The organism is Stenotrophomonas sp. PI_27, from assembly GCF_027854495.1.
Lineage (GTDB): Bacteria > Pseudomonadota > Gammaproteobacteria > Xanthomonadales > Xanthomonadaceae > Stenotrophomonas > Stenotrophomonas pavanii.
Genome location: NZ_JAJNOF010000006.1, coordinates 133,713 through 151,002 on the forward strand (window position 1 = coordinate 133,713; position 17,290 = coordinate 151,002).

The following is a 17,290-nucleotide window of genomic DNA, read 5'->3' on the forward strand; positions in this document are numbered from 1 at the left end:
CCATGCGTCAGATCATCCTTGATACCGAAACCACCGGCCTGGAATGGAAGAAGGGCAACCGCATCGTCGAAATCGGCTGCGTGGAGCTGTTCAAGCGCCGCCCGACCGGCAACAACTACCACCAGTACATCAAGCCGGACTGCGAGTTCGAGCAGGGCGCGCAGGAAGTCACCGGGCTGACGCTGGAGTTCCTGGAGGACAAGCCGGACTTCGCGCAGATCGCCGATGAGTTCCTGGCGTTCATCGATGGCGCCGAGCTGATCATCCACAACGCGGCGTTCGACCTGGGCTTCCTCGACAACGAACTGTCGCTGCTGGGCCCACAGTACGGAAAGATCACCGACCGCTGCACGGTGATCGATACCCTGGTGATGGCGCGCGAGCGCTTCCCGGGCCAGCGCAATTCGCTCGACGCGCTGTGCAAGCGGCTGGGCGTGGACAACTCGCACCGCGCCCTGCATGGCGGCCTGCTTGATGCGCAGATCCTCGGCGATGTCTACATCGCGCTGACCTCCGGCCAGGAAGAGATCGGCTTTGGTCTGGGCGACGAGGAGGGCGGGAGCGCCGGTGCGGCGCTGCACGCGTTCGACACCAGCAAGCTGCTGCCGCGCCCGCGCGTGGTGGCCACGCCGTCGGAGCTGGAAGCGCATGCCGCACGCCTGGAGCGGCTGCGCAAGAAGGCCGGTCACGCACTGTGGGATGGCCCGAAGGTGGAAGAACCCGTCAGCGCGTAGTGCCTGCAATGAGGTAGTGCCGGCCGCTGGCCGGCATCTGCGTGAAACACGTTTTCCCGGTGAGCCGGCCAGCGGCCGGCACTACCGCCTCCACGCATGGCGTGGATCTACCGCTTAATGGCAGCGCACCAGGATCACGCTGATGTTGTCGCGGCCACCACCGTCGAGCGCGGCGGCGACCAGCGTGTCCACGCATTCCTGCGCGCTGGCGTCCTCGAACGCCAGGGTGCGGGCGATGCTGCGGTCGTCCACTTCCTCGGTCAGGCCATCACTGCACAGCAGCAGCTGCATGCCCGGGCGCAGCTCACCGCTGGTGGTCGCCACGTTCAGGTGTGCCGGGTCGGTCACGCCCAGTGCCTGGGTGACCACGTTGCGATGCGGATGCGCGCGCGCCTGTTCGGCGGTCAGGTTGCCCTGCGCGACCAGTTCCTGCACCACGCTGTGGTCCTGGCTGAGCTGCGCCAGCTGGCCGTCGCGCCACAGATAGGCGCGGCTGTCGCCGACCCAGGCCACTTCGTAGCGATTGCCCTGCACGCGCGCCGCGACCACCGTGGTGCCCATCGGCAGGGTGTCGTTGCGCCGCCGCGAGGCACGGATGATCTCTTCGTCGGCGGTACGGATGGCCTGGGCCAACGGCGCGCCACGGCGGATCTCGCGCACGATGGTTTCGCGCGCGAGCGCGCTGGCCACCTCGCCGCAGGCGTGCCCGCCCATGCCGTCGGCCACCAGCCACAGGGCCAGCTCGCTGTCACCGTAGTAGGTGTCCTCGTTGAGCTCGCGGCGCAGGCCGGGATGGGTGAGGTGTCCGAATTCGATCATGGTGTGCAGGGCGGGTATTGCCGGGGGAGACAGGCATCATCGGGGGGCTTCCGCCATCCGGCAAGGCATGTACTCAGGTATTTTTCACTTCGTGGGCCGGAATGACTTGTCGTCGGGCTCACTTCCTCGTATGATGCGCGTCCCCGGTCCGCCGGGGACCACCCGGAGAGGTGGCAGAGTGGTTGAATGTACCTGACTCGAAATCAGGCAGGCGTTTATAGCGCCTCGGGGGTTCGAATCCCCCCCTCTCCGCCAGATAAAGAAAAAGGGCTGCCGAAAGGCAGCCCTTTTTCTTTATCTGGCGCGGGACGCGACGCGCGTTGCGCAACGCGTGGCCCCTCCCTTTGCCTGCCTCTCCCCGCCCCGATGGATCTACCCGTTTCATTGCGAGCTGCGGGTTAAACTACCTGCATCACCTGCTGGAGCCTTTCCCCATGACCGCTGAAATCCTCGTCCCCGTTTCCTTCGGCGAGCTGCTGGACAAGATCTCGATCCTGCAGATCAAGTCCGAGCGCATCAGCGACGAGGGCAAGCTGGCCAATGTGCGCAGGGAGCTGTCGGCGCTGGAGAAGACCTGGATGGCACACCCGGCGGCGGTGAAGGACATCGCCAAGCTGCGTGCCGAGTTGAAGGCCGTCAACGAACAGCTGTGGGACATCGAGGACGACATCCGCCTGAAGGAGAAGGCGCAGGCGTTCGACCAGGGCTTCGTCGACCTGGCGCGCAGCGTCTACCTGCGCAACGACGAACGCGCGCGCATCAAGAAGGCGATCAACCTGGCGCTGGGTTCGGCGTACGTGGAAGAGAAGTCCTACCAGGATTACGCGCAGCGCGCGTAATCCCGCGCCGCTCGCCGCTCACCCCAGGTGGTCGGCGACGTAGCGTTCGAAGGCGGCGATGCCGTCTTCCACGGTGATCAGTTCCATCACATCGTCGAACTCGATCTTGGTGCCCCATTTCAGATCGGCGGCCTGCTTGGCCAGGTACTTGCGTGCCGCATCGTCGTAGCGGTCCACGCAGTAGCGACGGTCCGAGTACGGGCCACTACGGTTCGGGTTGCTGGCCGCATGCAGGCCCAGCACCTTGGTGCCCATCGCATTGGCGATGTGCATCGGGCCGGAGTCGGGCGTCATCACCAGGTTGGCGCGGGCCAGCAGCGCGGGCAGCTGCTTGAGCGTGTCCTTGCCGACCAGATCCAGTGCCGGCGTCTGCAGCTGGGCCTGGATGGCGTCGGCCATGCTGCGTTCCAGCTCGCTGCGGCCACCGCACAGCACCACCTGCCAGCCGCGTTGCACGGCGTGGTTGGCCACGGCGGCGTAGCGGTCGGCGTACCAGTTGCGGCGCACGTGGCTGGAGCAGGGCGAGATCATCAGTACCGGGCGGCCATCGTCCTGCCACTGCGCGGCGGCCCACTCGAAGGCGGACGGCGGCACGGCCAGGTCCCAGCTGACCTCGGTCTGGCGCAGGCCCAGCGGTTCGCAGAAGCTGCCGATGGCATCCAGCACATGGATGCCGGGGCGGTCGGGGATGCGCTCGTTGATGAAGAGGCCGTGCAGATCCTTCGAACGGCTGCGGTCGTAGCCGATGCGGCGCTCGGCCGGAATGAAGGCCGACAGCAGGTTGGCGCGGAACGCGACCTGCATCTGCAGCAGCGCTTCGAAGCGCCCCGGCGGCAGTTGCCTGCGCAGTTCCTTGACCCCGGCCATGCCGCTCTGCTTGTCGTAGGCATGGAAGGTGACGCCGGGCAGGCCGTCGAGCAGCTTGTGGCCGACCTTGTCGATGATCCAGTGGATCGGCGTGTCCGGGCGCGCAGCCTGCAGGGTGCGCACCAGGGGCACCACGTGGGTGACGTCGCCCAGTGCGGACAGGCGCAGGAGGCACAAGGAGGAGGACGCTGATGCCATGTGTTGTTAGACTCAATGAAATGGTCGCATTCGACGCCAATGAAGCGCTGACGCCATGCCGCGAGGGTCGCGGCATCGGGGCCATTCTGTTCGACCGCGAGCGGCTGCGGCAAGCCGAGATCGGCCTGTTCTCGCCCCAGCACTGGGGCAGCAGGGCCCGGCCGGTGGGCGAGGGCGGCCGCGGCAGCGCCTGGTTCGTCGATGCGCCGTTCGGGGCCAGCGTGCTGCGCCACTACCTGCGCGGCGGCATGGCCGCCCGTATCAGCCACGACCAGTATCTCTGGCGCGGCTCGGACCGGACCCGCAGCTTCGCCGAATTCCGCCTGATGCGCGCGCTGCGCGAGAAGAAGCTGCCGGTGCCACGGCCGATCGCCGCGTTCTACATGCGCGAGGGCCTGCGCTACCGGGCGGCGATCCTGATGGAGCGGATCGAGGGCGTGCGCTCGCTGGCCGACCGCGCACTGGTCGCCGGCCGCGGCGCCCCCTGGGAGGAAACCGGGCGGCTGATCGCCCGCTTCCACCGTGCCGGCCTGGACCATGCCGACCTCAACGCGCACAACATCCTGTTCGATGGCAGTGGCCATGGCTGGCTGATCGACTTCGATCGCGGGGTGATCCGCATCCCGGCCACCGCCTGGCGCGAGCGCAACCTCAAGCGCCTGCTGCGCTCGCTGATCAAGCTGCGCGGCGAGCGCAGCGTGGAAGACGTGCAGAAGGACTACGCGCGGCTGCGCCGCGCCTATGACATGGCCTGGAACCGGGGCACCTGATGGACTGGTCGTTGCGTTTCCTCGGCGTCGGCAATGCGTCGGCGGTCGAGCTGGGGTCGCCGATGTCGGTGATCGAGCGCGCTGGTCGCCCGTGGCTGACCATCGATTGCGGCGGCGAAGGACTGACCGCGTTCAAGGCGCACTACGGGCAGATGCCGCAGGCGCTGTTCGTCACCCACGTGCACCTGGACCACGTGGCCGGTTTCGAGCGCCTGTTCGTGGACACCTTCTTCAATGCGCACCGGCGCGGCAAGGTGCGGCTGTACGTGCCCGCCACGGTGGTGCCGCTGCTGCACAAGCGCATCGGTGACTACCCGAACGTGCTGGCCGAAGGCGGTGCGAACTTCTGGGATGCGTTCCAGCTGATCGTGGTGGGTGAGGCGTTCTGGCATGAGGGGGTGCGCCTGGAGGTGTTCCCGGTGCGCCACCACTGGCCGGAGACCGCCTACGGCCTGCGCCTGCAGGGCGCGCTGACCTGGAGCGGCGACACCCGGCCGATTCCGGAGATGCTGGCCCGCTTCGCCAACGACAACGAACTGATCGCCCACGACTGCGGCCTGCACGGCAATCCGTCGCATACCGGCGTGGACGACCTGGAGCGTGAGTACAGCGCCGACCTGCAGGCGCGGATGATGCTGTACCACTACGCCAGCGCGGCCGATGGCCAGGCGCTGGCCGCGCGCGGGCACCGCGTCGCGCAGCCGGGGCAGTGCGTGCCGCTGGCGAGCCCGACCGCGCCGCACGTACTGGCGCAGGATCCGCCCTGAGCAGGAGCGGCCAGCCCGCCGATACGGTGCTGGCCGCTGGACTGGAGGCGCTGGAGCGCACTGTTGGCCGAGGGGCTGGCCCAGGTGCGCTACCGCAGCTGCTGTCACTTCGATGCGCCGCTGCAGCACGGCGTGCTGCGCAGTTCGCTGTGGCGCCGGGTGTTCCAACAGGCACGCCCGAGCCAGATTGGCGCGGGGCCATGCCGGGCAAAGAATGCGAAGCCGGGGCCAGAGCCCCTTGCCATGCAAAGGGATCTGACCCCAGTGCAGAAAAGGCGATGGCCCCGCCGGCTGACCTCGGCGCCCGCGTCGATCGATACCGTTGCTGCCTTCCGGCCCTGGCGGGGTTTTCGACCTAGCGTCGCGAGGGGCCGACGGGGCCACCATAGAGACGTTGGCCGCCCGGTAGGCGGCCAGTTCACGGAACAGGGGAAGCAGCGCGCGATGCGCCGGAGACCACAGCCGGACTGCACATCGGCTGGCCGATGGCAGGCGCTCATTCTAGCGCAGGCGGGTGCGTCGATGCCAGCTTCACGCACTGAATCGGCTGTAACCCGTCGCCGCCGGCAGCGGCCGGCACCGACCCCCGTTGCTAGAATGCCGGCCAGGAGGAACGACCTCCCCCACATCGGGAACCAATGACCAGGACGGCCTGGCCCTACCAAGAGGAGGGCCGTCATGGCCTGGATCTATCTGTTGTTTGCCGGCCTGCTGGAAATCGTCTGGGCCGTATCCATGAAGCAGTCCGAAGGCTTCACCCGGCTCACCCCCACCGTGGTCACGATCATCGGCATGGTCGCCAGCTTCTGGCTGCTGGCGGTGGCCATGCGCAGCCTGCCGCTGGGCACCGCCTACACGATCTGGACCGGCATCGGCGCGGTCGGTGCGTTCGTGGTGGGCATTGTGTTTCTGGGCGAGCAGGTCAGCCCGATGCGGATCGGTGCGGCGGTGCTGATCGTTTCCGGCCTGGTGCTGATGAAACTCTCCAGTAGCTGAATTTATTTACTCATGGCGGGGAATGGATTCCCCGCCACATGCAGCAATATGCATTTTCGGCAAAACCATTTTGTCCGCCCCTATTATTTGACGCACGTCATAAAAATAGCGCGCGTGATTCACATGCCGCTGGCACCGTCGGTCGCACAGTGCCGCCATTCGTCGGGCGAAACCGGGGAGTTTTCGCCTTGACGGACGCGCTGGCGCACCTGTCCCCGGGTGCGATCGCGTGAAGATGTGAAGATTTTCAGGAGTTAATGCCTTCAGGCCTTGTTCCCGTTCGGGGAGCCGGGGTGGGCCGCATTGTCTCCAAAAAACCTGCCAGCTGTGCCATCCGGTCTTTTCATGGAGATTTACCGATGAACCGCATTTACCGTCTGGTTTTCAATCGTGCCCTTGGGGTAATGCAGGTTGCTTCGGAGGTCGCCCAGAATCCCGGCGGAAGCGCGGTCAGCGCAGGGCGGGTGCCGCGATTGCGGGCACACCAGCTGGCGGCGGCTTTGGCCGCCACACTGGCCAGCGGATCGGCATTCGCAGCGTGCACGGGCACCACAACCGTGAACTGCGACAGCACCACCAACATCAACAACTACTCCAACGCGACCAACGGCCTCACGCTGAACATCGCCGCAGGTGCATTGCTGCGTACGCCGCCGCTCGTAGGTGGAGGCAACGCAGCGACGCTGACCGGCGACAACGTGACGGTCAACAACAATGGCACGATCGATCCGAGCTCGATCATCCTCGCCTCGCCCGGCCTGGTCGTCGGCAATGCTTCTTCCAACAACAGCGCGATCGTCGTCAACAACAACGCCAGCGGACAGATCAAGGGTGTCGTCAACATCGCAACGCTGCTGGGCTTCGGTGGACAGGCGCTGGTGGCACAGAATGTCAACGGCACCACCACCATCAACAACGCCGGCCTGATCAGCACGTCGTTGATCGGTGCAGGCAGCGTTTCCGACGCGACCACGGTGGTGACCTATGGTGGTGCAGCCGCCGCTGTGACCAACACCGGCACCATCGACGGACGCGTCGGCCTGGGGGCTTCTGGCGGTAACACGTTCCTCAATGCGGGGGCGGTCAGTGGCAGCGTTCACCTGGGTGATTCAACCGGCGGCAACACCTTCACCGCAGTGTCGGGTTCCAGCGTTGTGAGCGGCGGCGGCACCGCTCTTGCCGGCGTGATTACCGGTGTCACCGGGGTAAAGGTTGCGGCTGCGGGATCGGTCGACGCCGGTACCGGCAGTGGTGCGGCCAACAACACGCTGGTGCTGCAGAACGTCGTCAGCGGCCCGGGGGCCGGCACCGGCGGCGCGGTGACCACGCTGGGCTGGAACCAGTACCTCAACTTCCAGAAGCTCACCGTCAACAGCGGTACCTGGAACCTGCAAGGTGCGTGGGCGGGTGCGGGTACGACCACGCTCAATGATGGCCTGGTCAATTTCAACAATGCCGGTTCCTTCGGCACCGGGCTGTTCACCGCCAACGGCGGTGCCATCGCCTCCTCCACGGCCGGTCTTAACCTGGCCAACGCTTTCAGCCTTGGGGGCAATCTGTCCCTGGCAGGGACCAATGCCTTCAGCCTGGGGGGCGTGCTGTCCGGTACTGGCGGGCTGACGGTCAACAACACCGGCATCGTTACTCTCGGCGGCGCAAACCTGTTCTCCGGCGGCGTCAACCTCAATGCCGGCGGCCTGGTACTGGGCAATGCCGGTGCACTGGGCAGCGGCAACCTGACCGTGGGTGGCAGCGCCTCACTGGATACGACGGCGGGCTTCACCCTGGGCAACAATCTGGTGATCAATGGCGGGGGCTCGCTGAACCTGCTTGGCAGCAATGCGTTGTCATTGAATGGTTCGATCTCCGGTGCCGGCAACCTGACCAAGAACGGCGCCGGCACGCTCACCTTGAACGGCGCCAATGCGCTGACCGGCAGTTTCAACCTGGCCGGAGGCGCGTTGGCGCTGGGCGCGGGCGGCAGCCTGTCGCCCACCGGTGCGGTCACGGTCGGCGTCGGTACCACCCTGGACCTGTCGGCGGCCGCCAACCAGACCATCGGTTCGCTGGCGGGCCTCGGCGGTTCGGTCAACCTGGGCAGCCGCACGCTCACCCTCGCGGGGCTGGGCAATACCAGCTACAGCGGCACGTTCGCCGCAGGCACGGGAGGCCTGGTCAAGCTGGGCACCGGCGTGCAGACCTTGTCGGGCGTGAACAACCTCAGTGGCGGCGTGGCACTCAACGCCGGTGGCCTGCTGCTGGGCAATGCTGCTGCGCTGGGCAGCGGTGCGCTCAGTGTCGGTGGCAACGTGACGCTCGATGGAACCACGGGAGCGCTTGCACTGGCCAACGCGGTCAACCTCGGTTCGGGCGCCAGCCTCAATCTGCTTGGCAACCAGGCGTTGACGTTCAACGGCGTGATCGGTGGCACCGGTGGCTTGGTCAAGAGCGGTGCGTCGTCGCTGACGCTCAATGGCGCCAATACCTTCGGCGGCGGCGTGGCGTTCAATGCCGGCAGCCTGGTGCTGGGCAACGGTGGAGCACTGGGAACCGGTGCGCTGAATGTTGGTGGCGTGGTGTCGCTTGACACCAGCGCGGCGCTTGCGGTCGGCAATGGCATCACGCTGGGCGCGGGTGGCTCGCTCAATGTGCTGGGCTCGAACGCACTGACGCTGGGCGGTGTCATTGGCGGCAGCGGCAGCCTGGTCAAGAACGGTGCCGCCACGCTTACGCTGGGTGGCGCGAATACCTTCACCGGCGGCCTGGCGATCAATGCCGGCAAGGTTGCGGTGGGCAGCGGCGGAAGCCTGGCCGCCGGCGGTGCGGTCAGCCTGACCGGCGTTGGCGCGGACCTGGACATCTCGCTCGGCGGCAACCAGACCATCGGCGCGCTGTCCGGTATTGCCGGCAGCACGGTGACGCTGGGCAGCAGCACGCTCACCTTCGGTGATGCCACCAACCAGACGTTCGCGGGCGTGATCGGCGGCACCGGTGGCCTGATCAAGCAGGGCGCCGGCGTGCAGACGCTGACCGGCGCCAATACCTTCAGTGGTGGCCTGGACCTTGCGGCCGGTGGCCTGGTGCTGGGCAATGCCGGTGCGCTGGGAAGCGGCGCGCTGACGGTCAGTGGCAACGGCTCGCTGGATGCCACGACAGCGCTGAACCTGGGCAATGCGATCAACCTCGGCGCGGCCCTGACCCTGCCGGGCAGCCAGAACCTGGCCCTGGCCGGCAACATCACGGGCACCGGCAGCCTGGTCAAGAACGGCGCGGCGACACTGACCTTGAACGGTACCAACACCTTCAGTGGTGGACTGAGCGCGAACGCTGGCGCCCTGCTGCTGGGCAACAGCGGCGCACTCGGCAGCGGGACGCTGGGCATCGGTGGCAACGTCTCGCTCGACGGCAGTGCGCCGCTGAACCTGGGCAACAACGTGGCACTGGGTGCAGGCGCCGCGTTGTCGCTGCCGGGTTCGCAGGCGATCACGCTGGGCGGGGTGGTCTCCGGTGCGGGCAGGCTGGTGAAGAACGGTGCCACCACCTTGACCCTCAATGGCGCCAACAGCTTCGGTGGCGGGCTGACCGTCAACGGCGGCGGCCTGCTGCTGGGCAATGCCGGCGCGCTGGGCACCGGCGCATTGTCGGTGGGGGCCAATACCACGCTGGACAGTTCGGTGGCGCTGGACCTGGGCAACAGCGTCAACCTCGGCGCCGGTGCGGTGCTGGATCTGCTGGGCAGCCAGAACGTGTCGCTGGAAGGCGTCATCAGCGGCACCGGCGGGCTGGTCAAGAACGGTGCGGCGACACTGGCGTTGAACGGCGCCAATACGTTCAGCGGGGGCGTCGGGCTCAACGCGGGCGTACTGCAGCTTGGCAACGCACAGGCGCTGGGTACCGGCCAGCTGGACGTGGGCGGCAACGCTTCGCTGGATGCCACTGCGGCGCTTTCGGTGGGCAACACCCTCGGCCTCGCTGCGGGCGCCAACCTCACCGTGCTGGGCAGCAATGACCTGACGCTGACCGGTCCGGTGTTCGGCGCCGGCGGGCTGATCAAGGATGGCGCGGCGCGCCTCACGCTGTCTGGCGCCAACACGTTCGGGGGTGGCACCACCGTCAACGCCGGCACGCTGGCGCTGGGGGCCGGTGGCAGCCTTGCCGCGGCCGGTGCGGTGGATCTTGCCGGCGCCGGTGCGACGCTGGACATCTCGGCAGCCGGTGCCGCGCAGACCATCGGCGCACTCGACGGCGTCGCCGGCAGCCAGCTGGCGCTGGGCGCGCAGTCGCTGACCTTTGGCGGCGCCGGCAACGGCAGCTTTGCCGGTGTGATCGGTGGCACTGGCAGCCTGGTCAAGACGGGTACCGGCGTGCAGACGCTGTCCGGTGCCAACACCTTCAGTGGCGGAGTTGCACTCAACGCCGGTGGCCTGATCCTCGGCAATGCCAGCGCGCTCGGCACCGGTGCGCTGGGCATCGGTGGCACCACCACGCTGGACAGCACGGTGGCGTTGAACCTGGCCAATGCAGTGAACTTCGGTGCGGGCACGCAGCTGACGCTGGGCGGCAGCAACGATGTCACGCTCGGTGGCGTGGTGGCCGGCAATGGCAGCCTGGTCAAGAACGGTACGGGCCTGCTGACCCTCAACAACACCAACACCTTCGGTGGCGGCCTGACCCTGAACGGTGGTGGCCTGGTCGTCGGTGCGGATGGTGCGCTGGGTACCGGCACGCTGGCAGTGACTACCAGCACCACGCTGGATGCAGGCGCTGCAGTCACCCTCGGCAATGCGGTCACGCTGGGCTCGGGTGTCGCGCTGACCGTACCTGGCAGCAACGCACTGACGCTCTCGGGCGTGATCGGCGGCAACGGCAGCCTGGTCAAGAATGGTGCCACCACGCTGACCCTGTCCGGTGCCAACACCTACACCGGCGGCACCACCATCAATGCTGGCACGCTGGCACTGGGAACCGGAGGCAGCCTTGCTGCAGCGGGCGATGTCACGCTGGGCGCCGGCGCTGGCTTCGATATCTCCGGCGCCGGCAGCAACCAGACCATCGGTGCACTCAACGGAGCGGGGGGAAGCACGCTGACGCTGGGCGGCAATTCGCTCACCTTCGGTACGGCCGGCAACGCCGCGTTCGATGGCGTGATCAGCGGCGGTGGTGGCCTGGTCAAGGTGGGCGCGGGCGTACAGACCTTGTCCGGCGCCAATACCTTCGGTGGTGGCGTGACGCTCAATGCAGGCGGACTGGTGCTCGGCAATGACGCAGCGCTGGGCACGGGCGCATTGACCGTCGGTGGTGCTGCCACGCTGGATACCACCGGCCTGGCAACGCTGGCCAACAACATTGCGCTCAATGCCGGGCTGACCGTGCTCGGGACCCAGGCACTCACACTCAACGGCGTCCTTTCCGGGGCCGGCAGCCTGACCAAGAATGGCAGCGCGACGCTGACCTTGAACGGCGCCAACACCTATACCGGTGGTACCACCATCAATGCAGGCACGCTGGCGCTGGGCGCCGGTGCCAGCCTGGCCGCGAGCGGTACCGTCAATCTTGCCACCGGCGCCACGCTGGACCTGTCGGCCGGCAGCGGCACGCAGCAGTTCGGCACGCTGGTCGGCAACGGTACGGTGAATCTCGGCGCCAACTCGATCGAGGTCGGCGGTGCCACCGATGGCACCTTCAGTGGCTCGATCGCAGGCACCGGTGGCCTGACCAAGGTCGGTGCCGGCATCGAGACGCTGACCGGTGCCAACACCTACACCGGCGGCACCTTCATCAACGCCGGTACCCTGGCGATCGGCCCCGGCGGCAGTCTGGCCGCGACCGGTGCGGTGACGCTCACTGCGGCAGGCACAGGCTTCGATATCTCCGCCGCCGGCGCCAACCAGACCATCGGGGCGTTGAACGGCGTGGCGGGTTCGACGGTGAGCCTGGGGGCGCAGACGCTGACCCTGGGCGGCGTTGGCAACAGCATCTTCGATGGCGCGATCTCCGGCACCGGCGGCCTGGTCAAGAACGGCGCCGGCAGCCTCACGCTGGGCGGCGCCAACCTGTTCAGCGGTGGCGTCGCGCTCAATGGCGGCGCATTGGTGGTCGGCAACAACGCTGCGCTCGGCAGCGGTGCGCTGACGGTGGGAAGCAACGCGACGCTGGATGCATCGACCGGCGTCAGCCTGGCCAACAACATCGGGCTTGCCGGCGGCGCCAACCTCGGTCTGCTCGGCAGCCAGGCGCTGACCCTGGGCGGCGTGATCTCCGGCACGGGCGGACTGATCAAGGACGGTGCGGCCACCGTGACCCTGACCGGCGCCAACACCTACACCGGTGGCACCACCATCAACAGCGGCACGCTGGCGACCGGCGCCGGTGGCAGCCTCGCCGCGACCGGCGCGGTGAACCTGGCCGGTGCCGGCACGTTCGACATTTCGGCGGGCAACCAGGCCATCGGCTCGCTGGCCGGCGTCGCCGGCAGTACGGTGGCGCTGGGCGGCAGCACGCTGACCCTGGGCGGCACCGTGGACAGCACCTTCAGCGGTGCGATCAGTGGCAACGGCGGCCTGGTCAAGAACGGCGCAGGCGTGCAGACGCTCAACGGCGTCAGTACCTTCAGCGGCGGCGTAACGCTCAACGCTGGCGGCCTGGTGGTGGGCAACAATGCTGCGTTGGGCACCGGTGCGGTGACGGTGGGTGGCAATGCCACGCTCGATTCGAACACAGCGGTCACCCTCGCCAACAACTTCACCCTCAACAACGCGTTGACCGTCCTTGGCAGCAACAACCTCACCCTCAACGGCAACCTGAGCGGCACTGGCAGCCTGACCAAGGAGGGCGCCGCAACGCTGACCTTGAACGGCACCAATACCTATACCGGTGGCACCAACATCAACGCCGGTACGCTGGCACTGGGCGCGGGCGCGAGCCTGCACGCCAGCGGCATCGTCAACCTGGCCTCGGGTGCGACCTTCGATCTGTCAGCGGGCAGCGGCACGCAGCAGTTCGGCACGCTGGTCGGCAACGGTACGGTGAACCTGGGCGCCAACACGCTGACGATCGGTGATGCCACCAACGGCACGTTCAGTGGTTCGGTGGCCGGCTCCGGTGGCCTGATCAAGGAAGGTTCGGGGACGCAGACGTTGACCGGAACCAACACCTTCACCGGTGGCACCACCATCAACGCCGGCACGCTGGCGATCGGTGCCGGCGGCAGCCTGGCCGCGACCGGTGCGGTCACCCTGGCCAACGCCGGTACCACCTTCGACATCAGCGCGGGTGGTGCGCAGGCGATCGGTTCGCTGGCAGGCGTGGCAGGTTCGACCGTGGCGCTGGGCGGCAGCACGCTGACCCTCAATGGCGTGGGCAATACCACGTTCGCTGGCACCATCGGAGGGGCCGGTGGCCTGGTAAAGAACGGCGCAGGCATCCAGGGCTTGACCGGCGTCAACGTCTTCACCGGCGGCGTGACCCTCAACGCCGGTGGCCTGCTGCTGGGCAACGACGGATCGCTGGGCACCGGCGCGCTGACCGTAGGCGGTGACGCCAGCCTGGATGGCACCAGCGCGTTGACCCTGGCCAACACCGTGCAGCTGGCCAGCGGCACGCTGACCCTGGCTGGCAGCAACGCACTGACCTTGAACGGCCCGATCAGCGGCGCCGGTGGCCTGCTGAAGGATGGCGCGGCGACAGTCACCCTGGGCGGTGCCAGCAGCTATACCGGCACCACCACCATCAACAGCGGCACGCTGGCAGTTGCGGCCGGCGGCAGCCTGTCCGGTGCCAGCACGGTCAACCTGGCCGGTGCGGGCACGCTGGATATCAGCGCCGGTGGCAGCCAGAGCATCGGAGGCCTGGCCGGCGTGACCGGTTCCAGCGTGGTGCTGGGCGGTGCAACCCTGACCACCGGCGGCAACAACGCCAGCACGACCTTTGCCGGCGTGCTCAGTGGTACCGGCGGCCTGGTGCAGGGCGGTACCGGCACGCTGACCCTGAGTGGCGACAACACCTATACCGGAGGCACCACCATCAACGGTGGCAGCACGCTGCAGATCGGCAACGGCGGCAGCAGCGGTTCGGTGCTGGGCGACATCACCAACAACGGCAGCCTGGTCTACAACCTGGGCACGACGGCCACCGTGGGCGCAGTGGTGAGTGGCAGCGGCAGCCTGACCCAGGCCGGCAGCGGCACGCTGGTGCTGACCGGCAACAACACCTACACCGGAGGGACCGCCATCAATGCCGGCGGCACGCTGCAGATCGGCAACGGTGGTGCGACCGGTGCGATCGTTGGCGATATCACCAACAACGGTGCGCTGGTGTCCAACGTGGCCGGTAACACCACGCTCGGTGGCACCATCAGTGGCAGTGGTGGCCTGACCCAGGCCGGCAGCGGCACGCTGACCCTGACCGGCAACAACACCTATATCGGCGGCACCACCATCAATGCCGGTGGCACCCTGCAGGTGGGCAATGGCGGTGCGACCGGCGCGATCACCGGCAACGTTGCCAACAACGGCAGCCTGGTGTTCAACGTCGGCGGCAACACCACGGTCGGCGGCGCGATCAGCGGCAGTGGTGGCCTGACCCAGGCCGGCAGCGGTGTGCTGACCCTGGTGGGCAACAACACCTACACCGGCGGGACCACCATCAATGCCGGCGGCACGCTGCAGGTGGGCAACGGCGGCGCGACCGGTGCCATCGCCGGCGATATCACCAACAATGGCGCGTTGATTTCCAACGTGGCCGGCAACACCACGCTGGGCGGCACCCTCAGTGGCAGCGGCGGCCTGACCCAGGCCGGCAGCGGCACGCTGCTGCTGACCGGGACCAACACCTATACCGGCGGCACCACCATCAACGCCGGCGGTACGCTGCAGCTGGGCAATGGCGGTGCGACCGGTTCGATCATCGGTGATGTCACCAACAACGGCACGCTGCTCTCCAACGTGGCCGGCAACACCACGCTGGGCGGCACCATCAGCGGCAGTGGCGGGCTGACCCAGGCCGGCAGCGGCACGCTGACCCTGACCGGCAACAACACCTATACCGGCCCGACCACCATCAATGCCGGTGGCACCCTGCAGGTCGGCAATGGCGGTGCGACCGGTGCGATCGGCGGCAGTGTCGTCAACAACGGCAGCCTGGTGTTCAACGTGGGTGGCAACACCACCGTCGGCGGCGCCATCAGCGGCAGCGGCGGCCTGACCCAGGCCGGCACCGGCACCGTGGTCCTGACCGGCAACAACACCTATACCGGCGGCACCACCATCAACACTGGCGGCACGCTGCAGGTCGGCAACGGTGGCGCGGGCGGTGCGATCACCGGCAACGTTGCCAACAACGGCAGCCTAGTGTTCAACGTCGGCGGCAACACCACGGTGGGCGGCACGATCAGCGGCAGCGGTGGCCTGACCCAGGCAGGTGCCGGCACCGTGGTCCTGACCGGCAACAACACCTACACCGGCGGTACCACCATCAATGCCGGCGGCACCGTGCAGGTCGGCAACGGTGAGGCCAGCGGTGCGATCACCGGCAACATCACCAACAACGGTGGCCTGGTGATCAACACCGGCGGCACCACCACGCTCGGCGGCAGCATCAGTGGTGGCGGCAGCATCGTGCAGGCCGGCCCGGGCAGCCTGAATCTGGGCGGCAACAGTGCTGCATTCAGCGGCACGGGCCAGGTCACCGGCGGTGGCCTGAACGTCACCGGCAACATCGGCGGCCAGTGGACCATCGGCAGTGGCACCACGCTCTCCGGCACCGGCACCATCGGCGGTACCGGCGGTGGCGTGACCGTATCCAGCGGTGGCGTGCTGTCGCCGGGCAATGGCCCGGGCAATGGCGGCGGTGCCGGCAATGGCACCGGAACGATCACCGTCGGCGGCAACCTGACGCTGTCGCCGGGCAGCACGCTGGGCATCGATCTGGGGGCCACCGGCAGCGACACGGTGAAGGTGGGCGGCAGTGCCAATGTGGGTGGCAGTACGGTGCGGGTGAACACCATCTCGCCGAGCACCAGCTACCAGCAGGGCCAGCAGTACACGGTGGTCAATGCCGGGGGTGGCGTGAGCGGGCAGTTCGCTGCGGCAACCTCGCCGTCGGCCTTCCTGACGATCACGCCGGTCTATACGGCCAACACCGCCAACCTGCAGATCGACGTGGCGCAGACTGCGGCATTCACCACCGCAGCGACGACGCGCAACCAGTACAACACTGCCGCAGCGCTGGACAGCCTGCCGCAGAGTGGCCCGGCGCTGGGCCTGTACAACACGGTGCTGCTCTACGACGCGGCCACTGCGCGCAGCGCCTTCGACCAGCTGTCAGGCGAAGTGCATGCGGCCAGCCGCGCGGTGCTGCTGTATGACAACTACCTGGAGGAGGGCATCCGCCAGCGCCTGGGCAGCGAACTGCCGACCGTGCGGGGCGAGCGCGCTTCGGCCTGGCTGGCCGGCAGCGGCAAGGTGTTCCGCCAGGACGCTGACGGCAACGGTGCCGACATCCGCTCCAACCGCAATGCGGTGATGGCGGGCGTGGACTGGCAGCTGGGCGAGCATGTGGTGCTGGGTGCGGCGGCCGGCAATGAGCGCCTGGATACCCGCCTGTACGATCGCAGCGCGCGGTCCCGCCTGCGTGGCAACACGTTCGGCCTGTACGCGCAGGGACAATGGAACAACGGCTTCGCGGTCGGTGGCAGCGTGTCGCGCGGTGACTACCGCACCCGTACCACGCGTGAGGTGCCGCTGCTGGCCCAGACCCTGTACAGCAGGCAGGATTCGGACGTGACCATTGCGCAGGTGGAGGGCAGCTGGACCTGGACCCATGGCAGGACCCAACTGCAGCCGTATGTGCAGTTCACCCGGCACTGGGTCGACAGTGATCGTGCGGTGGAGCAGGGCGGCAGCGCCGCACTGGTGCTGGAAGGCGGCAAGGACACGCTCAATGTCAGCACGGTGGGCGTGCGCGGTCGTTGGGACGTGGGCAGCGGCGAGCGCTTCCCGGCGCAGCTGACCGTCGGCCTCGGCTGGCAGCACGCCTCGGGTGACACCGATGTGGCCAGCCGCAACCGCTTCGCGGTCGGCGGCAATGCCTTCGATGTCTACAGTGCGGTGATGGCACGCAATGCGCTGGTCAGCCAGCTCGGCGTGGCGGTCGGCCTTGGCCGCAACAGCCAGCTGTCGATGTTCGTACAGGGCCAGCATGGCGACGGCCGCCGCGATGTGGGCGGGCAGATCAACCTGCGCGTGGGCTTCTGAGGAAAGCGCGGCGACGTTGGATCCCGGCTCGCGTGGATCCAGGGCGGG

8 protein-coding genes, 1 tRNA gene and 1 other RNA gene are annotated in these 17,290 nt (G+C 67.8%); 7 read left to right on the top strand and 3 right to left on the bottom strand.

The window, feature by feature from the left end; genetic code table 11:
* Nucleotides 1–2: 2 nt before the first annotated feature.
* Nucleotides 3–734: a DNA polymerase III subunit epsilon gene (gene dnaQ / locus LRM18_RS10070; RefSeq protein ID WP_049466387.1), complete on the top strand. Its 732-nt coding sequence runs from the start codon at nucleotides 3–5 to the stop codon at nucleotides 732–734.
* Nucleotides 735–848: 114 nt separating this feature from the next.
* Here the strand turns inward: dnaQ and LRM18_RS10075 are convergent, their stop codons facing one another.
* Nucleotides 849–1,553, bottom strand: coding sequence for a PP2C family serine/threonine-protein phosphatase (locus LRM18_RS10075; RefSeq protein WP_053506497.1), 705 nt, complete (start codon nucleotides 1,551–1,553; stop codon nucleotides 849–851).
* Between the two features lie 164 nt (nucleotides 1,554–1,717).
* Between LRM18_RS10075 and LRM18_RS10080 the strand changes: the two genes are divergently transcribed.
* A tRNA-Ser gene (locus LRM18_RS10080) sits at nucleotides 1,718–1,808 on the top strand.
* 179 nt (nucleotides 1,809–1,987) lie between these two features.
* A complete protein-coding gene (locus tag LRM18_RS10085; protein ID WP_053462297.1) occupies nucleotides 1,988–2,392 on the top strand; it encodes a DUF6165 family protein in 405 nt (134 codons plus the stop codon).
* A gap of 18 nt (nucleotides 2,393–2,410) precedes the next feature.
* Here LRM18_RS10085 and LRM18_RS10090 read toward each other — a convergent pair whose 3' ends face one another.
* Nucleotides 2,411–3,457, bottom strand: coding sequence for a glycosyltransferase family 9 protein (locus LRM18_RS10090; protein ID WP_049466380.1), 1,047 nt, complete (start codon nucleotides 3,455–3,457; stop codon nucleotides 2,411–2,413).
* A 20-nt stretch (nucleotides 3,458–3,477) separates the two neighbouring features.
* On the opposite strand from LRM18_RS10090, the gene LRM18_RS10095 reads away from it, so the two are divergent.
* Nucleotides 3,478–4,227, top strand: coding sequence for a 3-deoxy-D-manno-octulosonic acid kinase (locus tag LRM18_RS10095; protein WP_032958195.1), 750 nt, complete (start codon nucleotides 3,478–3,480; stop codon nucleotides 4,225–4,227).
* Nucleotides 4,227–4,994 (top strand): MBL fold metallo-hydrolase, encoded by a 768-nt coding sequence (locus tag LRM18_RS10100; protein ID WP_270954129.1) that lies wholly within the window; start codon nucleotides 4,227–4,229, stop codon nucleotides 4,992–4,994. The genes LRM18_RS10095 and LRM18_RS10100 overlap by 1 nt, the downstream gene beginning before the upstream one ends.
* A 281-nt stretch (nucleotides 4,995–5,275) precedes the next feature.
* Here LRM18_RS10100 and ffs read toward each other — a convergent pair.
* Nucleotides 5,276–5,372, bottom strand: an RNA gene (gene ffs, locus LRM18_RS10105) — signal recognition particle sRNA small type.
* 300 nt (nucleotides 5,373–5,672) lie between these two features.
* Here ffs and sugE point away from each other — a divergent pair.
* Both sugE and LRM18_RS10115 read left to right on the top strand, forming a co-directional pair.
* The gene (gene sugE / locus LRM18_RS10110) at nucleotides 5,673–5,990 is read left to right on the top strand and encodes a quaternary ammonium compound efflux SMR transporter SugE (protein ID WP_049466375.1); all 318 of its coding nucleotides are present in this window, start codon (nucleotides 5,673–5,675) and stop codon (nucleotides 5,988–5,990) included.
* Between the two features lie 359 nt (nucleotides 5,991–6,349).
* Nucleotides 6,350–17,242 carry an autotransporter-associated beta strand repeat-containing protein gene (locus tag LRM18_RS10115; RefSeq protein WP_270954131.1) on the top strand — a complete coding sequence of 3,631 codons (10,893 nt, stop codon included), beginning with the start codon at nucleotides 6,350–6,352 and terminating at the stop codon, nucleotides 17,240–17,242.
* Nucleotides 17,243–17,290 lie beyond the last annotated feature (48 nt).

Excerpts from the sequence above, each read along its gene's own strand:
- dnaQ (WP_049466387.1), top strand. The coding sequence starts at position 3 with ATGCGTCAGATCATCCTTGATACCGAAACCACCGGCCTGGAATGGAAG.
- LRM18_RS10115 (WP_270954131.1), top strand. The coding sequence starts at position 6,350 with ATGAACCGCATTTACCGTCTGGTTTTCAATCGTGCCCTTGGGGTAATG.
- LRM18_RS10095 (WP_032958195.1), top strand. The coding sequence starts at position 3,478 with ATGGTCGCATTCGACGCCAATGAAGCGCTGACGCCATGCCGCGAGGGT.
- LRM18_RS10075 (WP_053506497.1), bottom strand. The coding sequence starts at position 1,553 with ATGATCGAATTCGGACACCTCACCCATCCCGGCCTGCGCCGCGAGCTC.
- LRM18_RS10085 (WP_053462297.1), top strand. The coding sequence starts at position 1,988 with ATGACCGCTGAAATCCTCGTCCCCGTTTCCTTCGGCGAGCTGCTGGAC.
- LRM18_RS10090 (WP_049466380.1), bottom strand. The coding sequence starts at position 3,457 with ATGGCATCAGCGTCCTCCTCCTTGTGCCTCCTGCGCCTGTCCGCACTG.
- sugE (WP_049466375.1), top strand. The coding sequence starts at position 5,673 with ATGGCCTGGATCTATCTGTTGTTTGCCGGCCTGCTGGAAATCGTCTGG.
- LRM18_RS10100 (WP_270954129.1), top strand. The coding sequence starts at position 4,227 with ATGGACTGGTCGTTGCGTTTCCTCGGCGTCGGCAATGCGTCGGCGGTC.